This is a genomic window from Pseudomonas rosaeacicularis, from assembly GCF_057128745.1.
Genome location: NZ_JBSKHT010000011.1, coordinates 103,484 through 128,383 on the forward strand (window position 1 = coordinate 103,484; position 24,900 = coordinate 128,383).

The following is a 24,900-nucleotide window of genomic DNA, read 5'->3' on the forward strand; positions in this document are numbered from 1 at the left end:
AATGAGATTAGGTTTTATAAATTGGTAGAGTGATTAGCTCGTTATTTAAATAATATTGTTCTTGGGCGGCTGTCAAGATCCAAAAATTAGTATCTGTAGGACGTCTTTGGTCGTCGTAGGAAATATGGCTCTGCGTTGGAATCGTCCTCTCCTTTGTCTGTCGTGCAGCGCCTTGTTTTACTGGTCATGTTTGCTAGTTCTCGTAGGAAAAAAGACTCGGCAAACCGGAATTTTCCTACCTTCTTTATTTTTTTTGTTTCCGTTGGGCTTTTATCATTGCTAGACACTTCGGCGCTTCCTATAGGAGGTCTGAATGAGATTAACAACACTTTATCATCGCGCTACTCTGAAAATTGGTATTAAGGAAAGCGCCCTTGCACTATCCATATGCGTTTTCATGCCGGTTGTGTTGGCAGACGTGGATAACATTTCTCCAGCTCAGACATCTTTTGGAATGGAGGCTCTCTTTGGCAAGGAGCTGATCTTTATTAATGGACAATTTATTCCTGCCATCATTATTGATGGTACTCATTTGACAGTCGACGCTTCATCACCCATCTCCAGTTATGGAGTAATTAACAATGGGCAGCTTAATTTAATTAATGGAGCCGTCGTCGGTGCCGTTAAAATGGTCCAAGCCACTTTGAATGCTACAGGCAGTAGCATAACGAAAGGCATTTTGGCGTTCGATGGGTCTGTAAAGTTAAGCAATTCCGTCGTTGGGAACTCCAACGGCGTTGGGATGGTTTTGGGGGCACAGCCTCACAGTGTTAAGCCTGGTTCGACAGGTATTATAAATGCTAGCGTGATCTCGGGGTTGGACACCGGGATACAGTTAAGCCCGCGTAGTGAGCTCTGGCTGTCTGAAAGTTCTGTAGAGGGTTTTGCGCAAGCCGGAGTTGGCGGCTTCGGTATAAGAGTTGCCGGCGGTGTCATACATGTCGGAGGTGGCAGCAGCGTCAGCGGTGCCATGAACGCCATCGTAGTAGCGAACGGTTCGGTTAGCGCTAGCGATGAAGCTCTCGGGCTAGTCAATCGAGTTGAGGTCGATGGTTCGACGCTTACGTCTAACAATGGAGCAGCGATCCGTGTTGAGCGTGCATATAACGATGGTTCAATAAATATTGCTGATATATTGATCACGAGAGACTCCAGACTGGTTGCTGGTAATGGTGTTATTTTAGATGTTGAACAAGATAGCGAAGTAACCTTTAAGGTGGATCACAGTCAATTGTTCGGAGATTTGGTCGCGGACGCAAGTGCAATTTTAGATGTGGTTTTTGATAACAGCGCATCGCTGAGTGGGAACATCTATAATGCCCGCTCCGTCGGCATTAACTTGGGTTCTTATTGGCAATTTAGCGGCGACTCCCAGTTGGGCTCTTTGTCGCTCAGTGGTGGCCGTGTCCACTTTGATGAAGAAGGCTTCCATACCCTTTCTCTGGGCGAACTCTCCGGCCACGGCACCTTCGACATGCGCATCAACCTGGACACCGCGCAGGGCGACCTGCTGGAGGTCAACGGGGAGGCAACCGGCTACCACAAGCTGAACGTCAAAAACACCGGCGTCGAGGTAGTACCGGCGGAGTTTGACCCGCTGCGCATCGTCCACACCGAAGGCGGCGACGCTCAGTTCGGCTTGCTCGGTAATCGTGTCGACCTCGGCGCTTACTCCTACCTGCTTGAGAAGCAGGGCAATGACTGGTTCATCGTGGGCGAGGGTAAAACCATCAGCCCTTCGACGCAGAGCGCCTTGGCGTTGTTCAACGCAGCGCCGGCTATCTGGAACAGTGAGCTGACCACGCTGCGCAGCCGTATGGGCGAGGTGCGAGGGCAGGAGGAAGGCGGTGGCTGGATTCGCAGCTACGGCAACCGCTTCAATGCCAGCACGGGTGCGGGCCTTAATTACCACCAGAAGCAGCAGGGCATGTCGTTTGGCGCTGATGCGCCGATAACGGTAGCTAATGGCAATCTTGTGATGGGGTTGATGGGCGGCTACAGCAAATCTGATCTGGATCTGAGTGGCGGCACTTCTGGCACGGTGAATAGTTACTACGTTGGCGCTTATGGCACCTGGTTGTTGGACGAAGGTTATTACCTGGACGGTGTGCTTAAGTTCAACAGGTTCCGTAACGAGTCGAAGGTCGCGATGAGCGATGGCGGCAAAGCGAAAGCGCGCTACAACAACAAGGCTGTAGGTGCCTCGATTGAATTCGGTAAGCACATCCAGCTTGCTGATGACTATTTTGTTGAGCCCTATACGCAGCTGTCGGGAGTGTCCATCGGCGGTGACAGCTACTCGCTGAGCAACGGGATGAAGGCGAAAAACTCCAGCACGCAGTCGGTGCTCGGCAAGGTGGGGACGACGGCGGGGCGTAATTTCGCGCTTGATGATGGCAGCATCGTTCAGCCCTATGTGCGTGTGGCGATGGCTCATGAGTTCGCTCGCAGTAATGATGTGACAGTCAATGAAGCTCATTTTGATAACAATCTGTTCGGGTCTCGCGCAGAGCTTGGAGCGGGTGTTGCCGTTTCGCTTTCCAAACGGCTGCAACTGCACGCTGACTTCGATTACATGAAGGGCAAGCATGTAGAACAGCCCTGGGGTGCAAACTTGGGGCTGACGTTAGCCTTCTAAATAGTTGTGGGGATCTGAGTCCCGGCTACGTTGAGTAGCCGGGATTTTTTTTAGATGCTTCTGCGTTTTACTGAGCGTCGACGTCGACCAGATCTAGGTCTGCCGTTACCCTCGAGATTAATTTTCAGTGTTTCCGAAATGCCGACCACATGTGAACTCCGAATTACTTCGTAGCGAATACAGACTTCGCCATTTTGGTAGTGCGCAATTTGCTCGCTGTTAATGTATTGAGCCAGGCTCGGCTCAGCAGGACTTGGTTTTGATTCAATGGCTGTGTAAAAAGTGTTCTGTCCCCAAATCAATTTTATTTGATCTCTCGTACACAGCATTTCGGATTCGGGAATGTTGATACATATCCCGGCAACCATTTGCTCGGGCGTAACAGCCTGAGCGTTTGCACCAGAAAGAAAGGGCGCCAGCAAATTGGGTGTAGTAATAACCTTGTCTGTTTCTTTGGCAGGTGACCACGGATAACCGGGCGCTCGCCTCAACGCTTCTTTGTACAGTTTCGCAGACACCTCATCGTCATGAAAACCTAGCGAGTCAATGAGCTCTGATGTGACGGGCGGAAGGCTCGAACTTTCAATCGGCTTATCATTATCATCGCTGTCTTGATTGGTGATACCAGTCGCATTGATATCTGGCCTGAAGCAAGACTTTTTTTTGTCGTGTTTTCCCATATTGGCTCCGAGTGCTTGTTATTGAAAATGTCGGGGAGGCTCAATTCTTACTGTGAAAGCTACAAGACGAGCGATCCCGGGACATATGTTCAGTTTCAAAAATCTTGTTGTCAACGTTGAGGTTTTCAGCCCTTTTCCTAAGAAAACGCCGTTATGCCCCTGAATGTTGCAAAATACTTCAAGCCGTGATTTTTAACCGAACTCAATGATTACGGGCGCTTGCGGCGGTAAAAAAATGCTTTCCGAGAAAAAGTCAGACATGTATTACAACCAATTCCGAAAGTACTGCATTTTGTAGGAAATTTATTGGTCGGATTTCAACCTCTGAAGCATTTATCCATTACCTGAATTATTTTTTCCAATGTTGTCAAAAAGATATCTCTAGATCCACGATCAATTCAAATGGATGACAATAACTCGAGGCGTATCCGTAATCTAAGTCGTTCGAGTTGTGATGCGAAGCGCGCTTTCCTGCTAGATGAGTGGTGAGGGGATCGTATCTGGCGACTTACTGTACTCATAGCTACGGTCCATTCGGATAGTTTTACCGCGCAGATGCTCGCGTGCGCAGGGTCCAGCCAGCGAAGCCGTTGGTGGAGGGCTCGATGGAAAACGATCTGAGCTAACCACCCTGCATACGGTGCAGAAGAGCGTATCGAGGGCACCAGGTCTTTTGGCTTGATAATCCACCCTCCCGCAGATAGAGAGGATGGATACAGTTCAAATGCCTGGGTTGCATTTCAGTGAAATGACCTCGATAACGTGAATGCTTACTACTTGATGATTATCACGCGGGAGGGCCAACTCGTAAGTCACGCTTGGATTGTCAGAGTCACTGGCAGCGACATAATTGATACGTTTCCTGCGCGGTCGGTGATGAAGTATTCGATCAAAACGCTACTGCTTCCCAAGCTTTGTAAAAACTCTCGTTCGAAGATTATCGTGATGGGGGTGTCTTTCAGTTCTCCATCGACAACGGTGTGAGCGGGGCCTTTCATTCCATTGCATACTGTTTGGATAAAGTCTCCGGTCTTCATGCCAGCGTAACTGGCTATTGCGACTGTAAAGGTCTCCCCCAAAGTGACTTGTGGGATAACTGTCGGCGCTATTAATGCAGCACCAGGAGCTACACTGTCAGTGATTAAATAAATGCTCGGCGAGTCTCTTGCGACTTCACTTATGTTGTTTGTAGCTTGATACAGCACTTCATGGCGGCCATTCGCTTTGAGAAGTTTCTCGTTAAGCTTCAGTACCGCCACATCTCCAGGTTTATCCGTGTCAGTGAAGGTTCGGATATCACCAACCAGCTCTCCGTCAAGCTTTAGCTGCACGAAGTAGCCTGGCCGAACTGCATCCCACACCACAATCTCAACCGGAATCGGCTGGCCGAGATCTACTGTTTGCAACAGGCCATCCACTGGGTCAGCGATCGGAACAACGGGCGCTGAGAAGGGATATTGAAATTCAGAAATGCTCATAAAATTCTCCAAAAAGCATCCGCAACAGCCAAGCCTGACTGTGCGCAGCCTAAAAAGTTAATAATTAGAGATCAGATATTTGCTACCTATGTGCGGTAACTATGTACCTCGATCTATAATTCAACTAATAGGAGTCAGTGATAGCTGTCAACCCTACACTCGCCGCCGTTTACCCATATTCAAACGCTCAAAGGGCACTTCGAGTTATTTTCGGAAATTTCCTACTTTTAAATGACGGGGTGCGTAGACAAAAAAAGCCCCGGCAAACGCATCTGCCGGGGCTTTTCGAGTGGTGCGGTGTGCTTCTACCGATTAAAACGCTCCACCAGCGAATACTGGGTGTTCGCCGTGCTGGTCAGTTCAGCGCTGAGTGTTGCAGAGCGGCGGGCTTCGTCGGAGGTCTGGTCTGCAAGCTGCGCGATGGTTGTGATGTTGCGGCTGACTTCCTCGGCAACCGAGCTTTGCTCTTCTGTCGCGGCCGCGATTTGTGTGGTCATGTCGGTGATGTTGGCCACTGCGTCGCTGATGCCGACCAAGGCTTCGTCGGCTTCCAGCACGCGCTGCACGCCTTCTTCCGCCTGACGATGGCCGGTGCTCATGGTCTGGACGGCGGCATTGGCAGTCTGTTGGAGTTTGGCGATCAGGCTGTGAATCTGCGCTGTGGAGGCGGTTGTCCGCTGAGCGAGTTGGCGGACTTCATCGGCCACGACTGCAAAGCCGCGACCCATTTCGCCTGCACGTGCAGCTTCGATGGCCGCATTGAGAGCCAGGAGGTTGGTCTGGTCGGCAATGCCTTTGATGACGTCTACCACGCCGCCGATTTCGTCACTGTCCTTGGCCAGTTGAGTGACCGTCAGCCCTGTTTCGCCCACCGATACGGACAAGCGTTGAATCGCTTCGCGGGTTTCGCTGGCGATGTCGCGGCCCTTGCGGGTCAGCGCGTTGGCTTGTTGTGTGGCGTCGGCCGTACGCTGCACATGGCTGGCGACTTCCTGGGTCGTGGCCGCCATCTGGTTAATGGCTGTAGCGACCTGTTCGGTTTCGACGCGTTGACGTTCCAGTCCGCTTGAGCTGGCCTGGGCGAGGCTGTCGGATTGTCTGGCCTGATCAGTCAAGTGTTCGGCAGTGTCCTGCAAGCGGGTCAGGCAGGTTTTCAGCCGTGCTTCCTGGCTCAGGATCGACATTTCAAGCCGCGCTTGCGGGCCACGGCTGTCGGTATACATCTGAGCGATCAAAGGATCAGAAGTGGTTTGCTCGGCCAGACGCAACAGTCGCTTGATGCCGCGCTGCTGCCAACTCAGGCCCAGCAGTCCCAACGGCACGGACAGCGCAGCCGCGAGGATGAACCCCCAGTGGGAATTGAGCCATACGCCAATCAGAAAACTCAGTTGGCTGACCAGAATGAACGGCAGCCAATCCTGTAAGACCGGCAACCATTTATCGCGGCTTGGCACTGCCGCCTTGCCGCTGTTGATGCGTTTATAAAGCGCCTCGGCGCGTCGGATCTGCTCGGGGGTAGGCTTGACCCGCACTGATTCAAAGCCCACTACCTGCTTGTTTTCAAAGACCGGCGTGACATAGGCATTCACCCAATAATGGTCGCCGTTCTTGCAGCGGTTCTTGATGATCCCCATCCAGGGTTGACCCTGCTTGAGCGTGGTCCACATATGCTCGAAAACCGCTGACGGTACGTCCGGATGGCGCACGGTATTGTGTGGCGCCTTGAGCAGTTCCTCGTAGGAAAAACCGCTGATATCGACGAACGCGTCGTTGCAGTAGGTGATAACACCGCGCGCATCGGTGGTTGAAATCAACCGTTGATGTGCGGGAAACGTGCGGTCGCGTTGGGTGATGGGCTGGTTGTTGCGCATGAGCTATCTATCCAGGAAGGCTTTGACTGGATATCGGCCGGCCTTCTGAAAAATTGAGCGTTGTGTGAACTGCATCACAAACCGTATGGCTCTGGACTAGGGCTTAGCGATTGAACATGGGGTACGTGAACAAAGAAAAGTGCACAAGATTCAGGCCGAAGTGTGTCAAAACCGCCGCCGTCAAACCGCCAAGACGGTACGCGATGCCGTAGCCGATGCCAGCGACGCCGGCCAACAGGACCCACTGCCATCCCGCGCCTGCATGCGCCAGGCCAAACACCATGGATGCCAGAGCGATTGCCAGCACATCGTGATACGGCAAGCGTTTAAACAGTCGGGTCAAACCACCCTGTATGTACCCGCGAAACAGCAGCTCTTCGGTCAATGTCACCAGTAACAGGTTATTGAATATCCAGATGCCACTTTGCTCTGGCCATTTGGGTGCCCAGGCCAGAACACCCAAGCTGATGGCCGTAGCCATGCAGACGCAGGTCGTGACGACTAAGGTTGAAGCCGTGACCGCTGCCGAACGGAGGACGCTCGCTCGATAGATCACCCACGGGCAGGCCAGCACGACCCAGAAACCGATCAGGGATTTGTCCAGATTGAGATACATCGAAAACGGCGCGGCATCAGGGCTGAAACGAACGGCAGCAACGGCGCGGGGGTTTAAAAAACCCGGTAACCAATGGCTGGCCAGTCCGATAGCGAGCCCAATGAACAGCAGATGCCCGAAGGCATTGACGGCCCAATGGCGAAAGTGGCTGACGCAGATACCGGCCATGATCAGCAGGCCGACTGTTATGGCAGCGGGCAGGCTGAGCTGACCGTAGGTGAATGCGACAGCGTAGCCGAGCGTAAGCAGGGCCAGCGTCGTCCAGCGCAACGCCGACATGGCAGCGTCCTTCAACAGCGAAATAGGGCGAGGATTCTAGCGTTTAAAAGATTCACACGCCTGTCAGACCTGGATGAAAGTCGTTGATAGAGCGGGGTGGATATTTCGAGGGCTTGTGTAGGGCGTATCCGAATGTGACCTGCATTGCCTGCAGGAAAACGCTTGCTCGCGGACAGGGTGTCAGCAACGAGTCGTTACTGGGGGACCGCAATCGCGAGCAAGCGCACTCTCATCAAACAAGCAAATGTCGCTGATTTCAAAAGCGTCGCAGCCTTGCTTCTGCCCGAAGGGCGTAGGAGTCCGGCTTGCCGACGATGGGGCGCGAAGCGGCCCTAAATCCGGCCATCTGCGCTAAACGTTACCCACCGCATGCACAGCTTTGCTGCCGGTTCCCGGCAGATCGCCGACAAGTCAGGCTCCTACGGCCTCCGGCCCGAAACAACAACGCCGTATACCTCCCAGTTTGCCGCAGCGCGACTCTGGACGACGAGCCCACTCCTACAAAATTGCGCCAAATCAGCTCTCTCAGGAAGCAATCAGCTGACGCAGCACATAGTGCAGAATCCCGCCCGCCTTGAAGTACTCCACTTCATTGAGGGTGTCGATTCGGCACAACACATCAACGTCTTCCGACTGACCGTCTTCACGCGTGATGTGCAGTTTCAGCGTCATGCTCGGTTGCAGCGTCGCGCCGGTCAGGCCGGTGATGTTCAGGGTTTCCTTGCCCGTCAGCTCCAGAGTTTTGCGCGTTTTGCCATCCTTGAACTGCAACGGCAGCACACCCATGCCCACCAGATTTGAGCGGTGGATTCGCTCGAAGCTTTCAGCGATCACCGCCTTTACCCCCAGCAAATTGGTGCCTTTGGCCGCCCAGTCGCGACTCGACCCGGTGCCATATTCCTGACCGGCAATTACCACCAGCGGCGTGCCTTCCTGTTGATAGCGCATGGCCGCGTCGTAAATCGGCAGTTTTTCATCGGTCGGTACATGCAAGGTAAAACCGCCTTCTTCATTACCCAGCATCTCGTTGCGAATGCGGATGTTGGCGAAGGTGCCGCGCATCATCACTTCGTGGTTGCCCCGGCGCGAGCCGTAGGAGTTGAAGTCCTTGGGCTCGACGCCCTTGCTGCGCAGGTAACGTCCGGCCGGGCTGTCCGCCTTGATATTGCCAGCGGGGGAGATGTGGTCCGTAGTAACCGAGTCGCCCAGAATCGCCAGCACGCGCGCGTTGCTGACATCGGCGATGACCGGCAAAGGCCCCGACACGTCATCGAAGAAAGGCGGATGCTGAATGTAGGTCGAATCCTCCTGCCAAACGTATGTCGCGGCCTGTGGCACTTCAATGGCTTGCCATTGTTCATCACCGGCAAAGACTTCGGCGTATTCCTTGTGGAACATGGCGGTGTCGACCTTTTGCACAGCCTCCGCAATTTCCTGGCTGCTGGGCCATATGTCGCGCAGGTACACCGGCTGACCATCTTTGCCTTCACCCAGGGGTTCGCTGCTCAGATCAGTGCGCACTGTGCCCGCCAACGCATACGCCACCACCAGCGGAGGCGAGGCGAGCCAGTTTGTTTTCACCAGCGGGTGCACGCGGCCTTCGAAGTTGCGGTTGCCCGACAATACGGAGGCGACAGTCAGGTCCGATTGCTGAATGGCTTTTTCGATGGGATCACGCAGCGGACCGGAGTTGCCGATGCAGGTGGTGCAGCCGTAGCCGACCAGATCAAAGCCCAAGGCGTCGAGGTATTGGGTCAACCCCGCCGCGTTGTAGTAGTCGGTGACCACTTTGGAGCCCGGTGCCAGTGAGCTTTTCACCCAGGGTTTGCGCTGCAGGCCTTTTTCCACCGCTTTTTTAGCCAGCAAACCGGCTGCCATCATCACGCTGGGGTTGGAGGTGTTGGTGCAGGAAGTGATCGCGGCAATCACCACCGCGCCATTGCGCAGGCGATATTTCGCGCCTTCATACTCATAATCCGCTTCGCCCACTTGGGCGGCGTTACCGACCGCGACACCGCCGCCGCCTTCGCTTTCCAGGCGACCCTCTTCATGCTTGCTGGGCTTGAGTTGCAAGCCAAGGAAGTCATCGAACGCTTGGCCGACATCGGGTAGCGCGACACGGTCCTGAGGACGTTTTGGCCCGGCGAGGCTGGCGACAACTGTGCTCATGTCCAGCTCCAGCGCATCGGTGAACACCGGTTCCTGGCCCGGCAGCCGCCACAGGCCCTGCGCCTTGCAATAGGCTTCGACCAAGGCCACGGTTTCAGCAGGACGGCCCGACAGTCGCAAGTAATCCAGGGTCACGTCGTCCACCGGGAAGAAGCCACATGTAGCGCCGTATTCCGGAGCCATGTTGCCGATAGTGGCGCGGTCAGCCAGTGGTAACTGCGCCAGCCCGTCGCCATAGAATTCGACGAATTTGCCCACCACGCCTTTCTTGCGCAGCATCTGGGTGACGGTCAGCACCAGGTCGGTCGCGGTGATGCCTTCGTTGAGTTTGCCGAGCAATTTGAAGCCGATGACTTCCGGGATCAGCATCGACACCGGCTGGCCGAGCATCGCCGCTTCCGCTTCGATCCCGCCGACGCCCCAGCCCAATACGCCAAGGCCGTTGATCATGGTGGTGTGGGAATCGGTACCGACCAGTGTGTCCGGGAAGGCATACGTGCGGCCATCTTCTTCTTTGGTCCACACCGTGCGGCCCAGGTATTCGAGGTTCACCTGATGGCAAATCCCCGTACCTGGCGGCACCACGCTGAAGTTGTCGAAGGCGCTCTGGCCCCAACGCAAGAAGGCGTAGCGCTCGCCGTTACGCTGCATTTCGATGTCGACGTTTTCGCCAAAGGCGTTGGCATCGCCGAACTTGTCGACCATCACCGAGTGGTCGATCACCAAATCCACCGGTGAAAGCGGATTGATGCGCTGCGGATCACCGCCAGCCTTCGCCACGGCGGCGCGCATGGCGGCCAGATCGACAACCGCAGGCACACCGGTGAAGTCCTGCATGAGCACGCGAGCAGGGCGGTACTGAATTTCTCGATCGGATTTGCGTTCGGTCAGCCACGCCGCGATGGACTTGAGGTCATCGGCCGTGACGGTCTTGTTGTCTTCCCAGCGCAGCAGGTTTTCCAGCAGCACCTTGAGTGACATCGGCAATTTGTCCAGATCGCCCAAGGATTTAGCGGCGTCGGGCAAGCTGTAGTAGTGGTAGGTCTTATTGTTGACTTCTAAGGTCTTGAGGCTTTTCAGGCTATCGAGGGAGGGCATGAAGTAACTCCTTGACGAGTCCGCACGGCACGGACCTGGGGGAATCGGGCAAACCAAAACACAGGTGGATCTTTATGCACGAACGCTCTGGTTGGCGGCTTATGTAGTACTGGACCTGCGAGCCGCGCCAGTGGTTCCTGATTGGGCTATCATGCGCCGCTTTTGTGTCGCTGAGGTTTATCCTCAAGTATAGGTACCGCCACGCGCCGCTCTGGCTCGTGCAGAGGAGCTTCAATGAACACCCTGTTTATGCATTGCCGTCCCGGTTTTGAAAGCGAAGTCTGTTCTGAAATCAGCGAGCACGCCGCGCATCTGGACGTCTCCGGGTACGCCAAGGCCAAGACCAGCGCGGCCTTTGCCGAGTTTGTCTGCACCGAAGAAGACGGCGCCGAGCGCCTGATGAACAGCGTGCGCTTCACCGACCTGATTTTCCCTCGGCAGTGGGCGCGGGGCGTATTCCTGGATCTGCCGGAAACCGACCGCATCAGCGTGATCCTCGCGCACATGGCGGACTTCGCCACCTGCGGCAGCCTGTGGCTCGAAGTAGTCGACACCAACGACGGCAAGGAGCTTTCGACCTTTTGCCGCAAGTTCGAAGCGCCGCTGCGCAAGGCCTTGATGCAAGCGGGCAAACTGGTGGACAACCCCAAACTGCCGCGCCTGCTGCTGACGTTCAAAAGTGGCCGCGAAGTGTTTCTCGGCCTGGCCGATGCCGATAATTCGGCGATGTGGCCCATGGGCATTCCCCGGCTGAAATTCCCACGGGAAGCGCCGAGCCGTTCGACGCTTAAACTGGAAGAGGCCTGGCATCACTTCATCCCCCGTGATCAGTGGGATGAGCGGTTGTCGGGCGAAATGACCGGTGTTGATCTGGGCGCGGCGCCCGGCGGCTGGACCTATCAACTGGTGCGTCGCGGTATGTTGGTCACCGCCATCGACAACGGCCCGATGGCCGAAAGCCTGATGGACACCGGTCTGGTGCAGCATTTGATGGCCGACGGTTTCACCTACAAGCCGCGTCAGCCGGTGGACTGGATGGTCTGCGATATCGTCGAGAAGCCCGCGCGCAATGCCGCATTGCTGGAAACCTGGCTGGGCGAAGGTCTATGCCGGGAAGCGGTGGTGAATCTGAAGCTGCCGATGAAACAGCGTTACGCCGAAGTACGACGCTTGTTGGACCGTATCAAAGAAGGTTTCAAGGCACGAGGCATCAAAGTGGCCATCGGCTGCAAGCAGCTGTACCACGACCGCGAAGAAGTGACGTGCCATCTGCGGCGGCTGGATATGAAGCGTAAGGCGTGAAGTGTTGCTTTTGTAGGCGCTGACGAGCCGTGCGAAGCTGCGATGCGGTACACCTGACACACCGAATCGCAGCCTCGCGGAGCTCGTCAGCTCCTACAGGTGTTAGTTGATATGGGCGAACTCACTCGCAGGTTCTGACAGTGCAAAAAGACAACCCCCCACGGCCACCGGTTCTACAGCACGTCAGCCTGAACGTGCGACGGTTGCGGCGTGCTGCAGGTCTCAGTCAGACGATGCTGGCGCAGAAATCGGGCGTCAGCCGACGGATGCTGGTGGCAATCGAGGCGGGTGAGACCAACGTCAGCCTCGCGACGCTGGACCGCGTCGCCGAAGGGCTGAGCGTGGCGTTCAGTGATTTGATTCAGGCGCCGGATGAGCGTGATTTCAGTCGCATCAACCAAGTCGCGTGGGTCGGCGAATCATCTGGCAGCGAAGCGGTGTTATTGGCCAAGGCCAGCGCCCGGCGCGAAGTCGAACTGTGGGAGTTCAGCCTGGCGCCCGGTGATTCTTACGTTTCCGATGCCGATCCTGATGGGTGGAGCGAGCAGGTGTTCGTCATCGAAGGTTGCCTGACCGTGACCCTTGCCGACCAAATCCGGCAGGTCGCGGCGGGAGAGTTTTTCATGTTTCCCAGCAACCAGCCGCACACCTTCAGCAACGAAGGGGACGTTGCGCTGCGGTTTGTCAGGAATGTGGTGATTTAGCCGCCGTGTTGCGGACAATCCCCTGACCTGTAGGAGCGAATTTATCCGCGAGGAATGCGTCAGGCGAAAAATCAATGTCAGGCATGTCGGCGCTCGCGAATAAATTCGCTCCTACAGAGGTGTGCGGTTGTTTATCCAGCAGCACCAAATCAACACTTTGCTGAATCTGCCCGCCCGACACCCGTTCGAATACTGCGCAATGCAGCGAATATTCCGGCACGGCCCGTGCACAGTCGTCACATCTGCATCTTCGTACCGAAGTGGCCGTACTAACGTCTTGTTTGAAACCCGACCTACGCTCACCCTACTCAAACAGCCGCGCCACTTTCCAGAAAGCACCCAAGGCGATAATCAATGACTGCTGAAAACCATCGACCCGCCGCTGACATCCTGATCGTCGGCGGTGGCCTGAGCGGCACGATGCTGGCCGTGCAACTGCTGCGCCTGCCCGGCCAGCGCCGCATCCTCATCATCGAGTCTCGCCGCGAACTCGGGCGCGGCGAAGCCTACAGCGCCACCGAACTGGGCCACACGCTCAATGGCAATGCCGCACGCATGGGCGTCGATCCCGACAATGCAGATGACCTGACCCAATGGCTGACCGACTTTATCGCCGCAGGGGGCTGGCCTGAGTCCGACGAACAGCACGTCCCGATCCCTGAGCTGTTTCCCCCGCGTGGCATTTTTGGTTTGTACGTGCAGCAGCGTCTGGCTGAGGCTCAGGTGGCGGGCGAAGTAAATGGCTCGACAGTGGAACACGTGTGCGGTGAGGTCGTGGATCTGGTGACAGACGATCGGGGTGTGTCGATCACCTTGGCCGATGGCAAGCTGTTACGCGGCGCCAAGGCGGTGCTGGCCACTGGCATGTTCGCGGCCGCCCGCACGCCGCAGCGTGACTCCAACGAACTCAACGCTGCCGCCGTCGACCCTTGGGATGTCAACGCTATGCGCCAACTCGACCCTCAGGGGCGAGTGCTGATAATCGGCTCCGGCCTGACCATGGTCGACGCAGTGGTTTCGCTTGAAGAGGCCGGGCATCGCGGGCCGATTGACGTGTTTTCCCGCCACGGCCTGTTGCCCCATGTGCGCAGGCAGCCGCCCGCGTGGCCGGACTTTCTGGGTGAGGACCACAGCCTGCGTAGCACCCGGCAACTGGTGCGTGCCTTGCGAGCACAATGCGCGCAGGCCGTCGCTCAAGGCATCGACTGGCAGGCGCCGCTGGACACGGTGCGGGTGCATATTCCCAGGCTGTGGAGTCAGGCGACTGACCTGCAGCGTCGACAGTTCGTACGGCACGTGCGGCCATGGTGGGAGAGTCATCACCACCGTTCGCCGCCGCCCAGCGGCAAGCTGCTGGCGCGATTGGTTGAAGAGGGGAGATTGACGATTCATGCCGCTTCGTTACTGGGCGTCGAGCCTGCCGAGCCCGCTCAGGTGCGCATTCGTGTGCGCCGCCGTGGTGATTCCGAGCCGACCCTGATCGACGGCGCTGCGTTGATCAACTCCACCGGCATTCAATATGACTGGCGCCGCGTCGACCGGGCATTGCCTCGGCAGTTGTTGGCGCGAGGGCTGATACAGCCCGGTCCGTTGGCGCTGGGGATTGCCGCAGACCCAAGCGGTGCGGTTATAGATGCGAACGGCGTGGTGTCCCAGCGGTTGTTCGCCATGGGCCCACCCCTGCGTGGCATGTGGTGGGAAAGCACGGCCGTCACCGATGTGGCGTTGCAGGCCAAGTTGTTGGCGGGCACGTTGGTCAGCGTCTAACCTCAGTCCTGGTCGAGTAAGCGCGGGCCGGCGCCGTCCTCGCCCAACGCGTCGCCATTATTGCGCAGCGGGCAGGCGTCCATCGACAGGCAGCCGCAGCCGATGCAGCCCGAGAGTTGATCGCGCAGGGCGGTCAAGCGGTCGATCCGTTCATCCAGATCGGCCTTCCAGCTTAGGGAAAGCCGATTCCAGTCTTCCATGGCAGGCGTTCGGTCTTGAGGCAGCGTTTCAAAGGCGGTCTGAATGCTCGCCAAAGGGATGCCCAGCTTTTGTGCGGTCTTGATCAAGGCCACACGGCGCAGCACGTCGCGCTTGTAACGCCGTTGATTGCCACTGTTGCGCTGGCTGCTGATCAGGCCTCGGGCTTCATAGAATCGCAGCGCGGTGATTGCGACGCCACTGCGCGCGGCCACTTGGCCGACGGTCAGTTCTCGCAGGATGTTGGGTGAATCGGCCTTGCCCATGGGTGATCTCGTCCGTTCAAGATTGACGCTTGACCTCTAGTTAGGTGGAGGTTTTACCCTGCGCAGCACCTGATCGCAACTGAGTGCGTTATTGATGATGCAACGCAAGAAACGTAGTTCGCGACATTGCGCAAGACAGCATTCTGTTGCGCGGTTCTTTTGCCCGCTTCCTTTGCCCGAGAAGGCCATCAGTGGAGAACGTTCATGACGTCGCCAGACCGTAATCGTCCTTTCAGTCAGTTCGTCGAGTTTGTGGTGGATGCACGTCATCAGCCTGGCCTGGTCAGTGCGTTGATTGACCGAACCGAGCGCTTCACTCGGACCTATCCCGGCTTTATCAGCGCCAGTGTGCAGGTCAGCGAAGATCAGCAGCGGGTCCTCAGCCACGTACTGTGGGATTCAAAGGAGGACTGCGAGCGGGCGTTTGAGAATGCCGAGCAGGGGGAGCAGGATTTCTGGACCTTGATCCGCCAGCACCGGGCCACGGCGCTGACGTTCAATGCGTATCAGATGATGAGCCAGACGGTTGGGCGTCGGTAGCTTGCAATTCTGTGTCGGGCAATCCACGTCCTCAAGTCTGCATCGACCTCTTCGCGGACAGGTCCGCTCCCACAGGTTTTGAGTCAGGTCGAAAGCCCGCATCCCCTCAGATCCATTGTGGGAGCGAACCTGTTCGCGAAAGCGGTGCTTGAGGCGATAAAGATGTAGCGACTGGTCCCGGTGCCCGGCAGATCGCCTGCAAGCAAGGCTCCTACGGCCTGCGGCCAGAATCCAGAGGAATCGTGACTCTCACAGTCCTCAAACCGACAACTGCACCATGCGGTCGCCCTGCAACTGCTCGCCGGGCCTGCGTTTGTTGACGGCCAGTTCACCGATCTTGATCAGGCGTGCGCGGGTAACGTTGCGACTCAGGCCCAGCAGGCCCGCCGTGTGCACCTGGTTGTAATGGCTGAAACGGTAGGCAGCGCGCAGCAAGGCGTCCTCGACTTTTTCATGAAGGGCGCCAGCCTGTTCTTCGAACAGTCTTTGAAACGCGCGCTCCAGCAAGGCCTGGGTTGAATCATCGACCTGCGCGGCTTCGTCCTGACGCTCGATACGAAGGTTGGACAGGCGCAGATCGTCACGCTGAATCACGCCGTCGCGGCAGATCAACAGCGTGTGGTGAATGACGTTTTCCAGCTCGCGAATGTTGCCAGGCCAACTGTACGTCTTGAGCTTGTGTTCGGCTTCCGGGCTGATGCGGATCGGGCCGTAACCCATGCGCTGGCTGTAGACACCAATAAAGTGCCGGGTCAGCGGCATGATGTCACCCGGGCGCTCACGCAGCGTATGCAGCTCCAAATTGACCACGTTCAGCCGGTAAAACAGGTCTTCGCGAAAATGTCCGGCGTTGATTGCGCGCTCCAGTTGCACGTTGGTGGCGGCCAGCACCCGAACATCGATAGGCGTGCTTTTGCGTGATCCAAGCCGCACCACTTCGCGCTCTTGCAACACGCGCAGCAGCTTGACCTGAATCGCCATGGGCAGATCGCCGATCTCGTCGAGAAACAGCGTGCCGCCATTGGCCTCTTCGAACCAGCCGGCCTTGGCTGTCAGCGCGCCTGTAAACGCACCTTTCTCATGACCGAACAGTTCGGCTTCCACCAAAGACTCGGAAAACGCGCCGCAGTTGACCGCCACGAACGGGCGATGACGACGGGCGCTGAGGTTGTGAATATGGCGCGCGATCAACTCTTTGCCGGTCCCGGTTTCGCCGATGATCAGCACGCTGGCTTCGCTGGGCGCAACCTGCTGCACATGGGCCAGCAGCGCTTGTGATTTCGGGTCTTCGAACACCTGCGCGGTGGCGCGAATCGAAGTCGCCAGCGCGGGCGAGGGCGGTAAAGTCAGTAGCTGCATGGGAGATCACTTTTGAACTGAAGATTGTGGGCGTCACCACCAGTGGGAGCGGACCTGTCCGCGAATGCAGTATTTCAGGCGCTAATGTCGCGTCGAATGTACTGGCCTCTTCGCGGACAGGTCCGCTCCCACAGGGCTGGTCGGCTCCGGGTTTACTTCTGCGGCGGCAAATCGTTGGCGATCATTTCGCCGAATGGGCCGGTCAGGTTGGTAAGGCCACCGCCTGCCAGGCTGCGATACGGCTCGGGCAGCAGCGGGAACACCAGTTCAGCGAAGCGATAGGCTTCTTCCAGGTGCGGATAGCCCGAGAAAATAAAGCTCTCGATGCCCAGGTCTGCGTATTCCTTGATCCGCGCGGCGACCTCTTCGGGATTGCCCACCAGCGCCGTGCCCGCACCGCCACGTACCAGACCGACGCCGGCCCATAGGTTTGGCGCGATTTCCAGGTTGTCGCGGCGCCCGTCGTGCAGCGCGGCCATACGACGCTGGCCTTCGGAATCGAAACGGGCAAAAGATTTTTGAGCAGCGGCGATGGTTTCGTCGCTGATGTGCTCGATCAGTGTGCTTGCGGCTTTCCAGGCTTCTTCGCTAGTTTCACGCACGATCACATGCAGACGAATCCCGAACTTCACTGTGCGACCATTGCGTGCTGCGCGCTCGCGGATGTCCGCCAGCTTTTCTGCCACAGCGGCAGGTGGCTCGCCCCAAGTCAGGTAGACATCAACCTGCTCGGCAGCCAGTTCGTGAGCAGCCTCGGAAGAGCCGCCGAAATACAGCGGCGGGTAGGGCTTCTGGATCGGCGGATACAGCGCCTTGGCGTTTTGCACGCGCAAGTGCTTGCCTTCGAAATCCACGGCCTCGCCTTGCAGCACGCGACGCCAGATTTTCAGGAATTCATCGGTGACTTCGTAGCGTTCTGCGTGATCGAGGAAGCTGCCATCGCCACGGTTTTCGTCAGGATCGCCCCCGGTCACGACGTTGATCAGCAAGCGCCCGCCCGACAAGCGATCCAGCGTGGCTGCCATGCGCGCCGACACGGTCGGAGAAATAATCCCCGGACGGATCGCCACCAGATAACGCAGGCGCTCGGTCAGCGGCACCAACGCCGAAGCGATCACCCAGGAGTCTTCGCACGAACGTCCGGTCGGAATCAACACGCCGTGGTAACCGAGGCTGTCGGCAGCCTGGGCCACTTGTTTCAGGTAATTCAACGTAACCGGGCGCGCGCCCTTGGTGGTACCCAGAAAGTGGCCGTCGCCGTGTGTCGGTAGAAACCAGAAAACATCCATGAGACATCCTTCGAGCAGAATCGGTGGCTGTGTATAAGTGCGCTATTTATAGAGGCTGAGATTTATTCCGTAAAAGAACTGAATTCCATATTTTTAGATCGTTTGGAGATATGTCATTGTTTCTGTAGGAGCCAACTTGTTGGCGAGGCGATAAATGAGGCATATAAGGTGCGGCTTCTCGCGAATAAATTCGCTCTTACAGGGTTCTGAACATCTGCATGACCTCAAAAAAAGAAGTAGCGCCGCTGCCCGAAGACCTGCGGGTGTTCCTGACGGTGATCCGCAAGGCCGGTTTTGCCGCCGCTGCCGAAGAGTTGGGGCTGTCGCCGGCTTACGTCAGCAAGCGTATTCAAATCCTCGAAAGCACCCTCGCCACGCGCCTGTTGCACCGCACCAGCCGGCGGGTTGCGCTGACCGAAGACGGCGAACGGGTGCAGCGTTGGGCGGTGCGGATTCTTGAGGATTTCCAGTTGCTGCACGACGAGTTGTCGGACGCCCATTCGGCGCCGCGAGGTCGTCTGCACATCTGCAGCTCGTTCGGCTTCGGCCGCAATCATGTGGCGCCGGCAATCTCGCAACTGGCCGAACAACACCCCGATCTGGAAATCCGCCTGGACCTGTTCGACCGGGTGGTGGACATCGTCAGCGAAGGCTTCGATCTGGAGATCCGCGTTGGCGACGACATTCCCGGCCAGCACATCGGCCGACAGCTGGTGAGCAACCGTCGGGTGCTGTGCGCGGCGCCTTCCTACCTTGAACGGCGCGGTGTCCCGCAAGAGCTGACGGATCTGGAGCAGCACGATTGCCTGGTGATCAAGGAACGCGACAACGCGTTCGGCATCTGGCATGTCGAGCGGGACGGCATTCGGGAAAGCGTGCGGGTCAGCGGGGCGTTGTCGTCCAACAGCGGCGAGATCGTTCTGCAATGGGGGCTAGATGGGCGCGGGGTGTTGCAGCGCTCATTGTGGGACGTGAAGCCGTTTCTGGATCAGGGCCTGCTGGTGCAAGTGCTGCCGGACTACACCGAAAGCGCCAACGTCTGGGCGGTATACCCGACGCGTCTGGCCAACTCCGGGAAATTGCGCGTGTGCGTCGAGTTTTTGCAGACCCATTTTCAGGGGTTGTCGTTGTAACGCCGGCCGCCTTACTGGGCTTCTGGCCGCAGGCCCTAGGAGTCCAGCTTGCTGACGATCTGCCGGGCACCGGCAGCAAATCGATTCATCTCGGCGTGTCATGCGAATGGAGGTCGATAATTCTACGACCGGTTCCCGGCCGATCGCTGGCAAGCCAAGCTCCTACGCCTTCGGCAGAAGCAGATTCCCTTTGCGGCATCACCCCAACCACGGATTCTGCGCCAGGTGCCGCTGCTCGAACGCGCGGATCTGCTCGCTGCGCTGCAAGGTGCTGCCAATCGCATCCAGCCCCAGCAACAGGGCGTCTTTGCGCAGTTCGTCGATCTGAAACGGGATTACGCTGCCATCCAGCAGGCGAATCTGTTGCTGCTGCAAATCCACATCGATCTGCGCGGTCTCGGCCTGACTGACCACCCGCCCCAGTTCCTGAATCTGCGCTTCGTCCAGCGTGATGACCAACACGCCATTGCGCTGACAATTGTCGTAGAAAATCCCGGCGAAACTGCTGCCGATTAAAGCGCGAATGCCCATTTGCTTGAGCCCCCACACGGCATGTTCGCGGCTGGAACCGCAGCCGAAATTCGGCCCGACCACCATGAACGTCGACCCCTGCCAGCCGGGCTGGTTGAGGATGAAGTCCGGGTTGGGCTCGGCGTTGGGTAAAAAGCGCAGGTCGAAAAACAGCCCGCGATCAAGCCCGGCGCGATCGATGCCCTTGAGAAACTGCTTGGGCATGATCACGTCGGTGTCGATGTTGGCTGCGAGCATCGGTGCGGCTTTGCCGCTGACGTGGGTAAAAGGCTGCATGTCAGAGACTCCCTTGCAGGTGGCGAACGTCGGTCAATCGGCCAGTGATGGCGGCTGCGGCGACCATCGCCGGGCTCATCAAATGGGTGCGCGCCCCAGCGCCCTGGCGGCCCTCGAAATTACGGTTGGTGCTGGACGCACAACGGTCGCCGGGGGCAAGCACGTCGTCATTCATTGCCAGGCACATGGAGCAGCCCGACTGCCGCCATTCGAATCCGGCGTCGCGGAAAATCGTCGCCAGCCCTTCGGCTTCGGCCTGATCTCGCACGGCAGTGGAGCCGGGGACGATCATTGCCCGCACATGCGCGGCGACATGTTTGCCATCCACCACTTTGGCGGCATCGCGCAAATCCTCGATCCGCGCGTTGGTGCACGAGCCGATAAATGCGTGGCTGATGACGATGTCGCTGAGCGGCATGCCGGCTTGCAGGCCCATGTAAGTCAGGGCGCGGCGCATGTCCTGACGCAGGATCGGGTCGGCGATGGCATCCGGGTCAGGCACGCTGGCGCCAATCGCGGCAGCCTGATCCGGGCTGGTGCCCCAAGTGACCATCGGTTGCAGATCGTGCGCTTCGAGTTGGACCTCTCGGTCGAACACAGCGCCTGGGTCGCTGTGTAACTGCCGCCAACTGGCGACGGCGCGTTCCCATAATTGGCCTTTCGGCGCGCGGGGTTTGTCCTTTAGGTAAGCAAACACTTTTTCGTCCGGTGCCATGAACGCACCCCGAGCGCCGGCTTCAACGGCCATGTTGCAGATGGTCATGCGCGCTTCCACGCTCAACGCGGCAATGGTGGAACCGGTGAATTCAATCGCGTAACCGGTGGCGCCCGAGGCACCGATTTTGCCGATCAGCGCCATGATCACGTCTTTGGAGGTGAGGCCCGTAGTCAGCTCGCCCTCCACTGTGACGCGCATGCTCTTCAGGCGTTTGTAGACCAGCGTCTGCGAGGCCAGCAGGTGTTCGATTTCCGAGGTGCCTATGCCAAAGCCGAAAGCGCCCAGGGCGCCGTAAGTGGTGGTGTGGCTGTCGCCGGCGGCGATCACCATGCCCGGCAGAATGAAGCCTTGCTCAGGCGCGATAACGTGCTCGATGCCCTGGCGCTTGTCGAGGACATCGAACAGCTCAATGCCGAATTTCTCGCAGTTGTCCGCCAGATACGAGACCTGCAACGCGCCGCCTGCATCGGCCATGGCGGCAACCCGTTGCGGCGCGGTGGGGTTGACGTGATCGACAACGGCCAGCGCCGTTTCCGGTCGCCAGACATCGCGGCCCGCTTCACGCAAGCCGCTGAAGGCTTGCGGGCTGGTGTATTCGTTAATCACCTGGCGATCGATGTAGAGCAAGACGTGGCCTTGATCGTCGAGCGTGCACACGGTGTGCGAATCGATGTGCTTGTCGTAGAGGGTTCTTGTTCGAGTCATGGTGGCGCTCACGGTAAAGAGGTCACAGCCATTCAGGCGGCAGTGAACATCTTAAGCGCGCGCGTGTTGCCATCAATGGCAGGAAGGTGAGGGCAGGGGACATGGATCGTGTTTGATGGGATTGGCGCCAATCTTCTGTAGGAGCGAACTTGTTCGCGAGACGTTGCACCTCGATACCCAGGTCAATCGTCTCGCCAACAAGTTGGCTCCTACAGAAAAGGCGGATCCCACGCGCAAAAACGGGCGCCTGAGCGCCCGTTTTTTCAATATGCCGCCCTTCAGAACATCTTGGTAAACAACCAGTACAAACTGCCCGACAACACAATCGCTGCCGGCAAGGTCAGGACCCACGCCAGTGCCAGATTGCGCAGGGTGCGCATCTGCAGGCCGGAACCGTTGGCAGTCATGCTGCCCGCCACGCCGGACGACAACACGTGGGTGGTCGACACCGGCAAGCCGTACATGTCCGCCGCGCCAATCGTGAGCATCGCCACCAGTTCAGCCGACGCGCCCTGAGCGTAAGTCATGTGGGTCTTGCCGATCTTCTCGCCGACGGTGATGACGATGCGCTTCCAGCCGACCATCGTTCCCAGGCCCAGCGCGATGGCGACCGCTATCTTCACCCACAACGGGATGAACCGCGTGGCGCTGTCGATCTGTTGCTTGAACTGCGTCACCTTGGCTTGGGTGTCGGCGTCGAAGTTGCCGATCTTGTCCTTGTCCATCAGGCGAATGGTTTCGGACGTCAGGTACATGTCGTTACGCACGTTGGCCACGGCTTCGGCTGGAACCTTAGAGAGCGAGCCATAGCTGCCGACCTGAATGCCGATCTTGCCGGTCATCACGGCCAGTGCCGGGACCAGATCCGGGGTGGCTTTCTTGTCCCGCACATACTCGGACAACGTCAGGCGTGGGTCCGCTGGCGCTGGCTGAGCCGAGTTGCGACTCAACGCTTGTTGGGTGACTTCGGCCACAGCTGCGAACTGCAATGACTGATCCGCTGGCATTGTGCGGTTCAGCGCGTAGGCCATCGGCAGGGTGCCCACCAGAATCAACATGATCAGGCCCATGCCTTTCTGGCCATCGTTTGAACCGTGGGCGAACGACACGCCGGTGCAGGTCAGGATCAACAGGCCGCGAATCCAGATCGGCGGTGGCGCGTTGCCTTCCGGCGCCTTGTACAGGGCGCGGTTCTTGATGAAAAGGCGCATCGCCAACAGTAACAGCGCGGCGCAGACAAAGCCCACCAGCGGTGACAACAGCAGCGAGTAACCGACTTTAGTGGCCTGCGCCCAGTCCACGCCGCTGGTGCCGTCGCGGCCGTGCATCAGCGCGTTGGCGACACCGACGCCGATGATCGAGCCGATCAGCGTGTGGGACGACGAAGCCGGCAAGCCCAGCGCCCAAGTGCCGAGGTTCCAGATGATCGCAGCAATCAGCAGGGCGAAGATCATCGCAAACCCAGCCGACGAGCCGACCTGCAGGATCAACTCCACTGGCAGCAGGGCGATGATGCCGAAGGCTACCGCGCCGCTTGAGAACAACACCCCCAGAAAGTTGAACATCCCCGACCAGGCCACGGCGAAGTTCGGCGGCAGGGAGTGGGTGTAGATCACCGTCGCCACTGCGTTGGCGGTGTCGTGGAAACCGTTGACGAACTCAAAGCCCAAGGCGATCAACAACGCCACGCCGAGCAACAGGAAGGGGGTCCAGGTCAGAATGACCACGCCCATGTCGTCGACGTCCTGTTTCAAGCTATAAGCGGTGAACAGCAGCCCCATGCCCAGAACGGCAAAGAAAATCACCATCGTCAGTACGCCGGGCTTGCGCCCGAATTGAGAACTCAGCCCGGAGCCGCCAGCGGCAGAGCCCGAAGCCAGTGATGGGGTCGCCATGATGCACAATCCTGTTGTGATGGAATGGTGACCATGATCATTTCAAAATGTGACAAGAATGCGACGTGGGTCACGAAAGCCCGTGTTTGTTGGGTTTTTTGGACAAATGGCTCCCGATTCTGCCCGAATTGACGCAATTTCCGTGGGAGCGGACCTGTCCGCGAAGGGGCCATTACATCCGGCAAATCTTCATCGGTCGACCCATTGCATTCGCGGACAGGTCCGCTCCCACGGGTCCGGCGGCGTGTGCGTTCAGTAATCGCCACGTTTCCTGAACGCCCAGCGTCCGGCAACAAACGTAAACGTCGCGACCAACGCCACCAGCACCCAAAAGCCATGGGGATCGCTGGCCAATGGAATGCCGCCCACGTTCATGCCGAAAAAGCCGGCGACGATGTTGATCGGCAGCGCCAGCACCGTTACTACGGTCAGGGTAAACAGCGTGCGGCTGCTTTGCTCGTTCAGGTTGGCGGCGATTTCTTCCTGCAGCAGCTTGATGCGCTCGCCCAGGGCCGTGAGGTCGCTGATCACCAGTGCCGACTCCTCGGTGGCCTGGCGCAGCTCCTGCAGATCCTCCTCCAGCAACCAGCTTGGCGGTTTGTGCAGCAGGCGCATCAGCGAACCGGGCTCCAGCGCCAGCAGGCGTTGCAGGCGCACCAACACCCGACGCATGGCGCCCAGTTCCGAGCGGTTATTGCTCAGGCGCTGGGACAGCAACTGGTCTTCGATCTTGTCGACGCTGATGCTGGTCTTACGCATGAACTGCGACAGCACCTCGCTTTGATCACGTAGCAAGTGTGCAAGCAATTCCAGCGGCGAGCGAAACAGCTCGCCGTGCTTGACCGACGATCGCAATTTGTCCACCGAGCGCAACGGATGGTGGCGCGCGGTGATCATCACGCCGCTGCGCAGGCACACCCATAAGGTGGCGATGTCGGTGGAAACGCGGTTGAAGTCGAATACCACATCGTTGACTACCGCCAAGAGGGCTGAGTCGACGTGTTCGATACGGGTCGAGCGCGAGCCTTCGTGCAGGGCTTCGAAGAACTCGTCGGGCAGTTCAAGGTTGGTTTTGAGCCAGCGTTCGCAACCGGCGTGGGCGAGGTTCAGGTGTAGCCAGACGAACTCGTCCGAAGGGGCGTCGCGGTGCAGGCATTCCAGCGCAAGCGTTGAAGCAATTTCTCGCCCCGGCTCATCGGGCCGGAAGCGGAACGCATAAAGCAGTCCGAACAGGTCGGAGTCCTGATGATGGGCAATGCTTGGGTTCATGGAGGCTCGCTGGCGGGGAGGGGTGCCGATCCGGGGCAGGATCGAAATCGGCATCATCGCAAGCGGTTTTGACAGTTATGTGACGGTTTGTTTCTAAATAGCGGGGGAGGTCGAACGGT

At 58.0% G+C, this 24,900-nt stretch carries 19 protein-coding genes; 6 read left to right on the forward strand and 13 right to left on the reverse strand.

Translation table 11 applies throughout. The features are described 5' to 3' along the window. Window positions 1-313 precede the first annotated feature (313 nt). Window positions 314-2,638, forward strand: a complete 2,325-nt coding sequence (locus ACWKWM_RS15690) for an autotransporter outer membrane beta-barrel domain-containing protein (RefSeq protein ID WP_483847012.1) — start codon at window positions 314-316, stop codon at window positions 2,636-2,638. Between the two features lie 50 nt (window positions 2,639-2,688). Here the strand turns inward: ACWKWM_RS15690 and ACWKWM_RS15695 are convergent, their stop codons facing one another. The 5 genes from ACWKWM_RS15695 to acnA form a co-directional block, all read right to left on the reverse strand. Next, on the reverse strand, window positions 2,689-3,318 hold the full coding sequence (locus ACWKWM_RS15695) for a hypothetical protein (protein WP_483847013.1): 630 nt from the start codon (window positions 3,316-3,318) through the stop codon (window positions 2,689-2,691). Between the two features lie 812 nt (window positions 3,319-4,130). Next, window positions 4,131-4,796, reverse strand: coding sequence for a hypothetical protein (locus ACWKWM_RS15700; RefSeq protein ID WP_483847014.1), 666 nt, complete (start codon window positions 4,794-4,796; stop codon window positions 4,131-4,133). A 305-nt stretch (window positions 4,797-5,101) separates the two neighbouring features. After that, window positions 5,102-6,667 (reverse strand): methyl-accepting chemotaxis protein, encoded by a 1,566-nt coding sequence (locus ACWKWM_RS15705; protein WP_483847015.1) that lies wholly within the window; start codon window positions 6,665-6,667, stop codon window positions 5,102-5,104. 103 nt (window positions 6,668-6,770) lie between these two features. Continuing rightward, complete coding sequence (locus ACWKWM_RS15710) at window positions 6,771-7,562, reverse strand: lysostaphin resistance A-like protein (RefSeq protein WP_483847016.1); 792 nt, start codon at window positions 7,560-7,562, stop codon at window positions 6,771-6,773. Window positions 7,563-8,087: 525 nt separating this feature from the next. Further along, window positions 8,088-10,829, reverse strand: a complete 2,742-nt coding sequence (gene acnA, locus ACWKWM_RS15715; RefSeq protein ID WP_483847017.1) for an aconitate hydratase AcnA — start codon at window positions 10,827-10,829, stop codon at window positions 8,088-8,090. 234 nt (window positions 10,830-11,063) lie between these two features. Here acnA and rlmM point away from each other — a divergent pair, with 234 nt between their 5' ends. Both rlmM and ACWKWM_RS15725 read left to right on the forward strand, forming a co-directional pair. Then, window positions 11,064-12,131 (forward strand): 23S rRNA (cytidine(2498)-2'-O)-methyltransferase RlmM, encoded by a 1,068-nt coding sequence (gene rlmM, locus ACWKWM_RS15720; RefSeq protein ID WP_483847018.1) that lies wholly within the window; start codon window positions 11,064-11,066, stop codon window positions 12,129-12,131. A 140-nt stretch (window positions 12,132-12,271) separates the two neighbouring features. Beyond that, a complete protein-coding gene (locus ACWKWM_RS15725) occupies window positions 12,272-12,835 on the forward strand; it encodes a helix-turn-helix domain-containing protein (RefSeq protein WP_483847019.1) in 564 nt (187 codons plus the stop codon). On the opposite strand, the gene ACWKWM_RS15730 is transcribed toward ACWKWM_RS15725, so the two are convergent. Continuing rightward, window positions 12,816-13,055, reverse strand: coding sequence for a hypothetical protein (locus ACWKWM_RS15730; RefSeq protein ID WP_483847020.1), 240 nt, complete (start codon window positions 13,053-13,055; stop codon window positions 12,816-12,818). The two genes, ACWKWM_RS15725 and ACWKWM_RS15730, sit on opposite strands and share 20 nt — an antisense overlap. A gap of 134 nt (window positions 13,056-13,189) precedes the next feature. Between ACWKWM_RS15730 and ACWKWM_RS15735 the strand changes: the two genes are divergently transcribed. Beyond that, entirely contained in the window at window positions 13,190-14,602 is a 1,413-nt protein-coding gene (locus tag ACWKWM_RS15735) for an FAD/NAD(P)-binding protein (RefSeq protein WP_483847021.1), read from the forward strand. A 2-nt stretch (window positions 14,603-14,604) separates the two neighbouring features. On the opposite strand, the gene soxR is transcribed toward ACWKWM_RS15735, so the two are convergent. Continuing rightward, window positions 14,605-15,066 carry a redox-sensitive transcriptional activator SoxR gene (soxR, locus tag ACWKWM_RS15740; RefSeq protein WP_483847022.1) on the reverse strand — a complete coding sequence of 154 codons (462 nt, stop codon included), beginning with the start codon at window positions 15,064-15,066 and terminating at the stop codon, window positions 14,605-14,607. 204 nt (window positions 15,067-15,270) lie between these two features. Here soxR and ACWKWM_RS15745 point away from each other — a divergent pair, with 204 nt between their 5' ends. Continuing rightward, a complete protein-coding gene (locus ACWKWM_RS15745) occupies window positions 15,271-15,606 on the forward strand; it encodes an antibiotic biosynthesis monooxygenase (protein WP_483847023.1) in 336 nt (111 codons plus the stop codon). 258 nt (window positions 15,607-15,864) lie between these two features. Here the strand turns inward: ACWKWM_RS15745 and ACWKWM_RS15750 are convergent, their stop codons facing one another. Beyond that, entirely contained in the window at window positions 15,865-16,965 is a 1,101-nt protein-coding gene (locus ACWKWM_RS15750) for a sigma-54 interaction domain-containing protein (RefSeq protein ID WP_483847024.1), read from the reverse strand. A gap of 152 nt (window positions 16,966-17,117) precedes the next feature. Next, window positions 17,118-18,254: an FMNH2-dependent alkanesulfonate monooxygenase gene (ssuD, locus tag ACWKWM_RS15755; protein WP_483847025.1), complete on the reverse strand. Its 1,137-nt coding sequence runs from the start codon at window positions 18,252-18,254 to the stop codon at window positions 17,118-17,120. A 218-nt stretch (window positions 18,255-18,472) separates the two neighbouring features. On the opposite strand from ssuD, the gene ACWKWM_RS15760 reads away from it, so the two are divergent. Continuing rightward, a complete protein-coding gene (locus tag ACWKWM_RS15760) occupies window positions 18,473-19,387 on the forward strand; it encodes a LysR substrate-binding domain-containing protein (RefSeq protein ID WP_483847026.1) in 915 nt (304 codons plus the stop codon). A gap of 198 nt (window positions 19,388-19,585) precedes the next feature. Here the strand turns inward: ACWKWM_RS15760 and leuD are convergent, their stop codons facing one another. The 4 genes from leuD to ACWKWM_RS15780 all read right to left on the reverse strand — a co-directional run bounded on the left by leuD (window position 19,586) and on the right by ACWKWM_RS15780 (window position 24,781). Continuing rightward, window positions 19,586-20,194, reverse strand: coding sequence for a 3-isopropylmalate dehydratase small subunit (leuD, locus tag ACWKWM_RS15765; protein ID WP_483847027.1), 609 nt, complete (start codon window positions 20,192-20,194; stop codon window positions 19,586-19,588). A 1-nt stretch (window position 20,195) separates the two neighbouring features. Then, window positions 20,196-21,617: a 3-isopropylmalate dehydratase large subunit gene (leuC, locus tag ACWKWM_RS15770; RefSeq protein ID WP_483847028.1), complete on the reverse strand. Its 1,422-nt coding sequence runs from the start codon at window positions 21,615-21,617 to the stop codon at window positions 20,196-20,198. 278 nt (window positions 21,618-21,895) lie between these two features. Next, window positions 21,896-23,425 (reverse strand): inorganic phosphate transporter, encoded by a 1,530-nt coding sequence (locus tag ACWKWM_RS15775; RefSeq protein WP_483847131.1) that lies wholly within the window; start codon window positions 23,423-23,425, stop codon window positions 21,896-21,898. A 339-nt stretch (window positions 23,426-23,764) separates the two neighbouring features. Next, a complete protein-coding gene (locus tag ACWKWM_RS15780; protein WP_483847029.1) occupies window positions 23,765-24,781 on the reverse strand; it encodes a transporter in 1,017 nt (338 codons plus the stop codon). Window positions 24,782-24,900 lie beyond the last annotated feature (119 nt).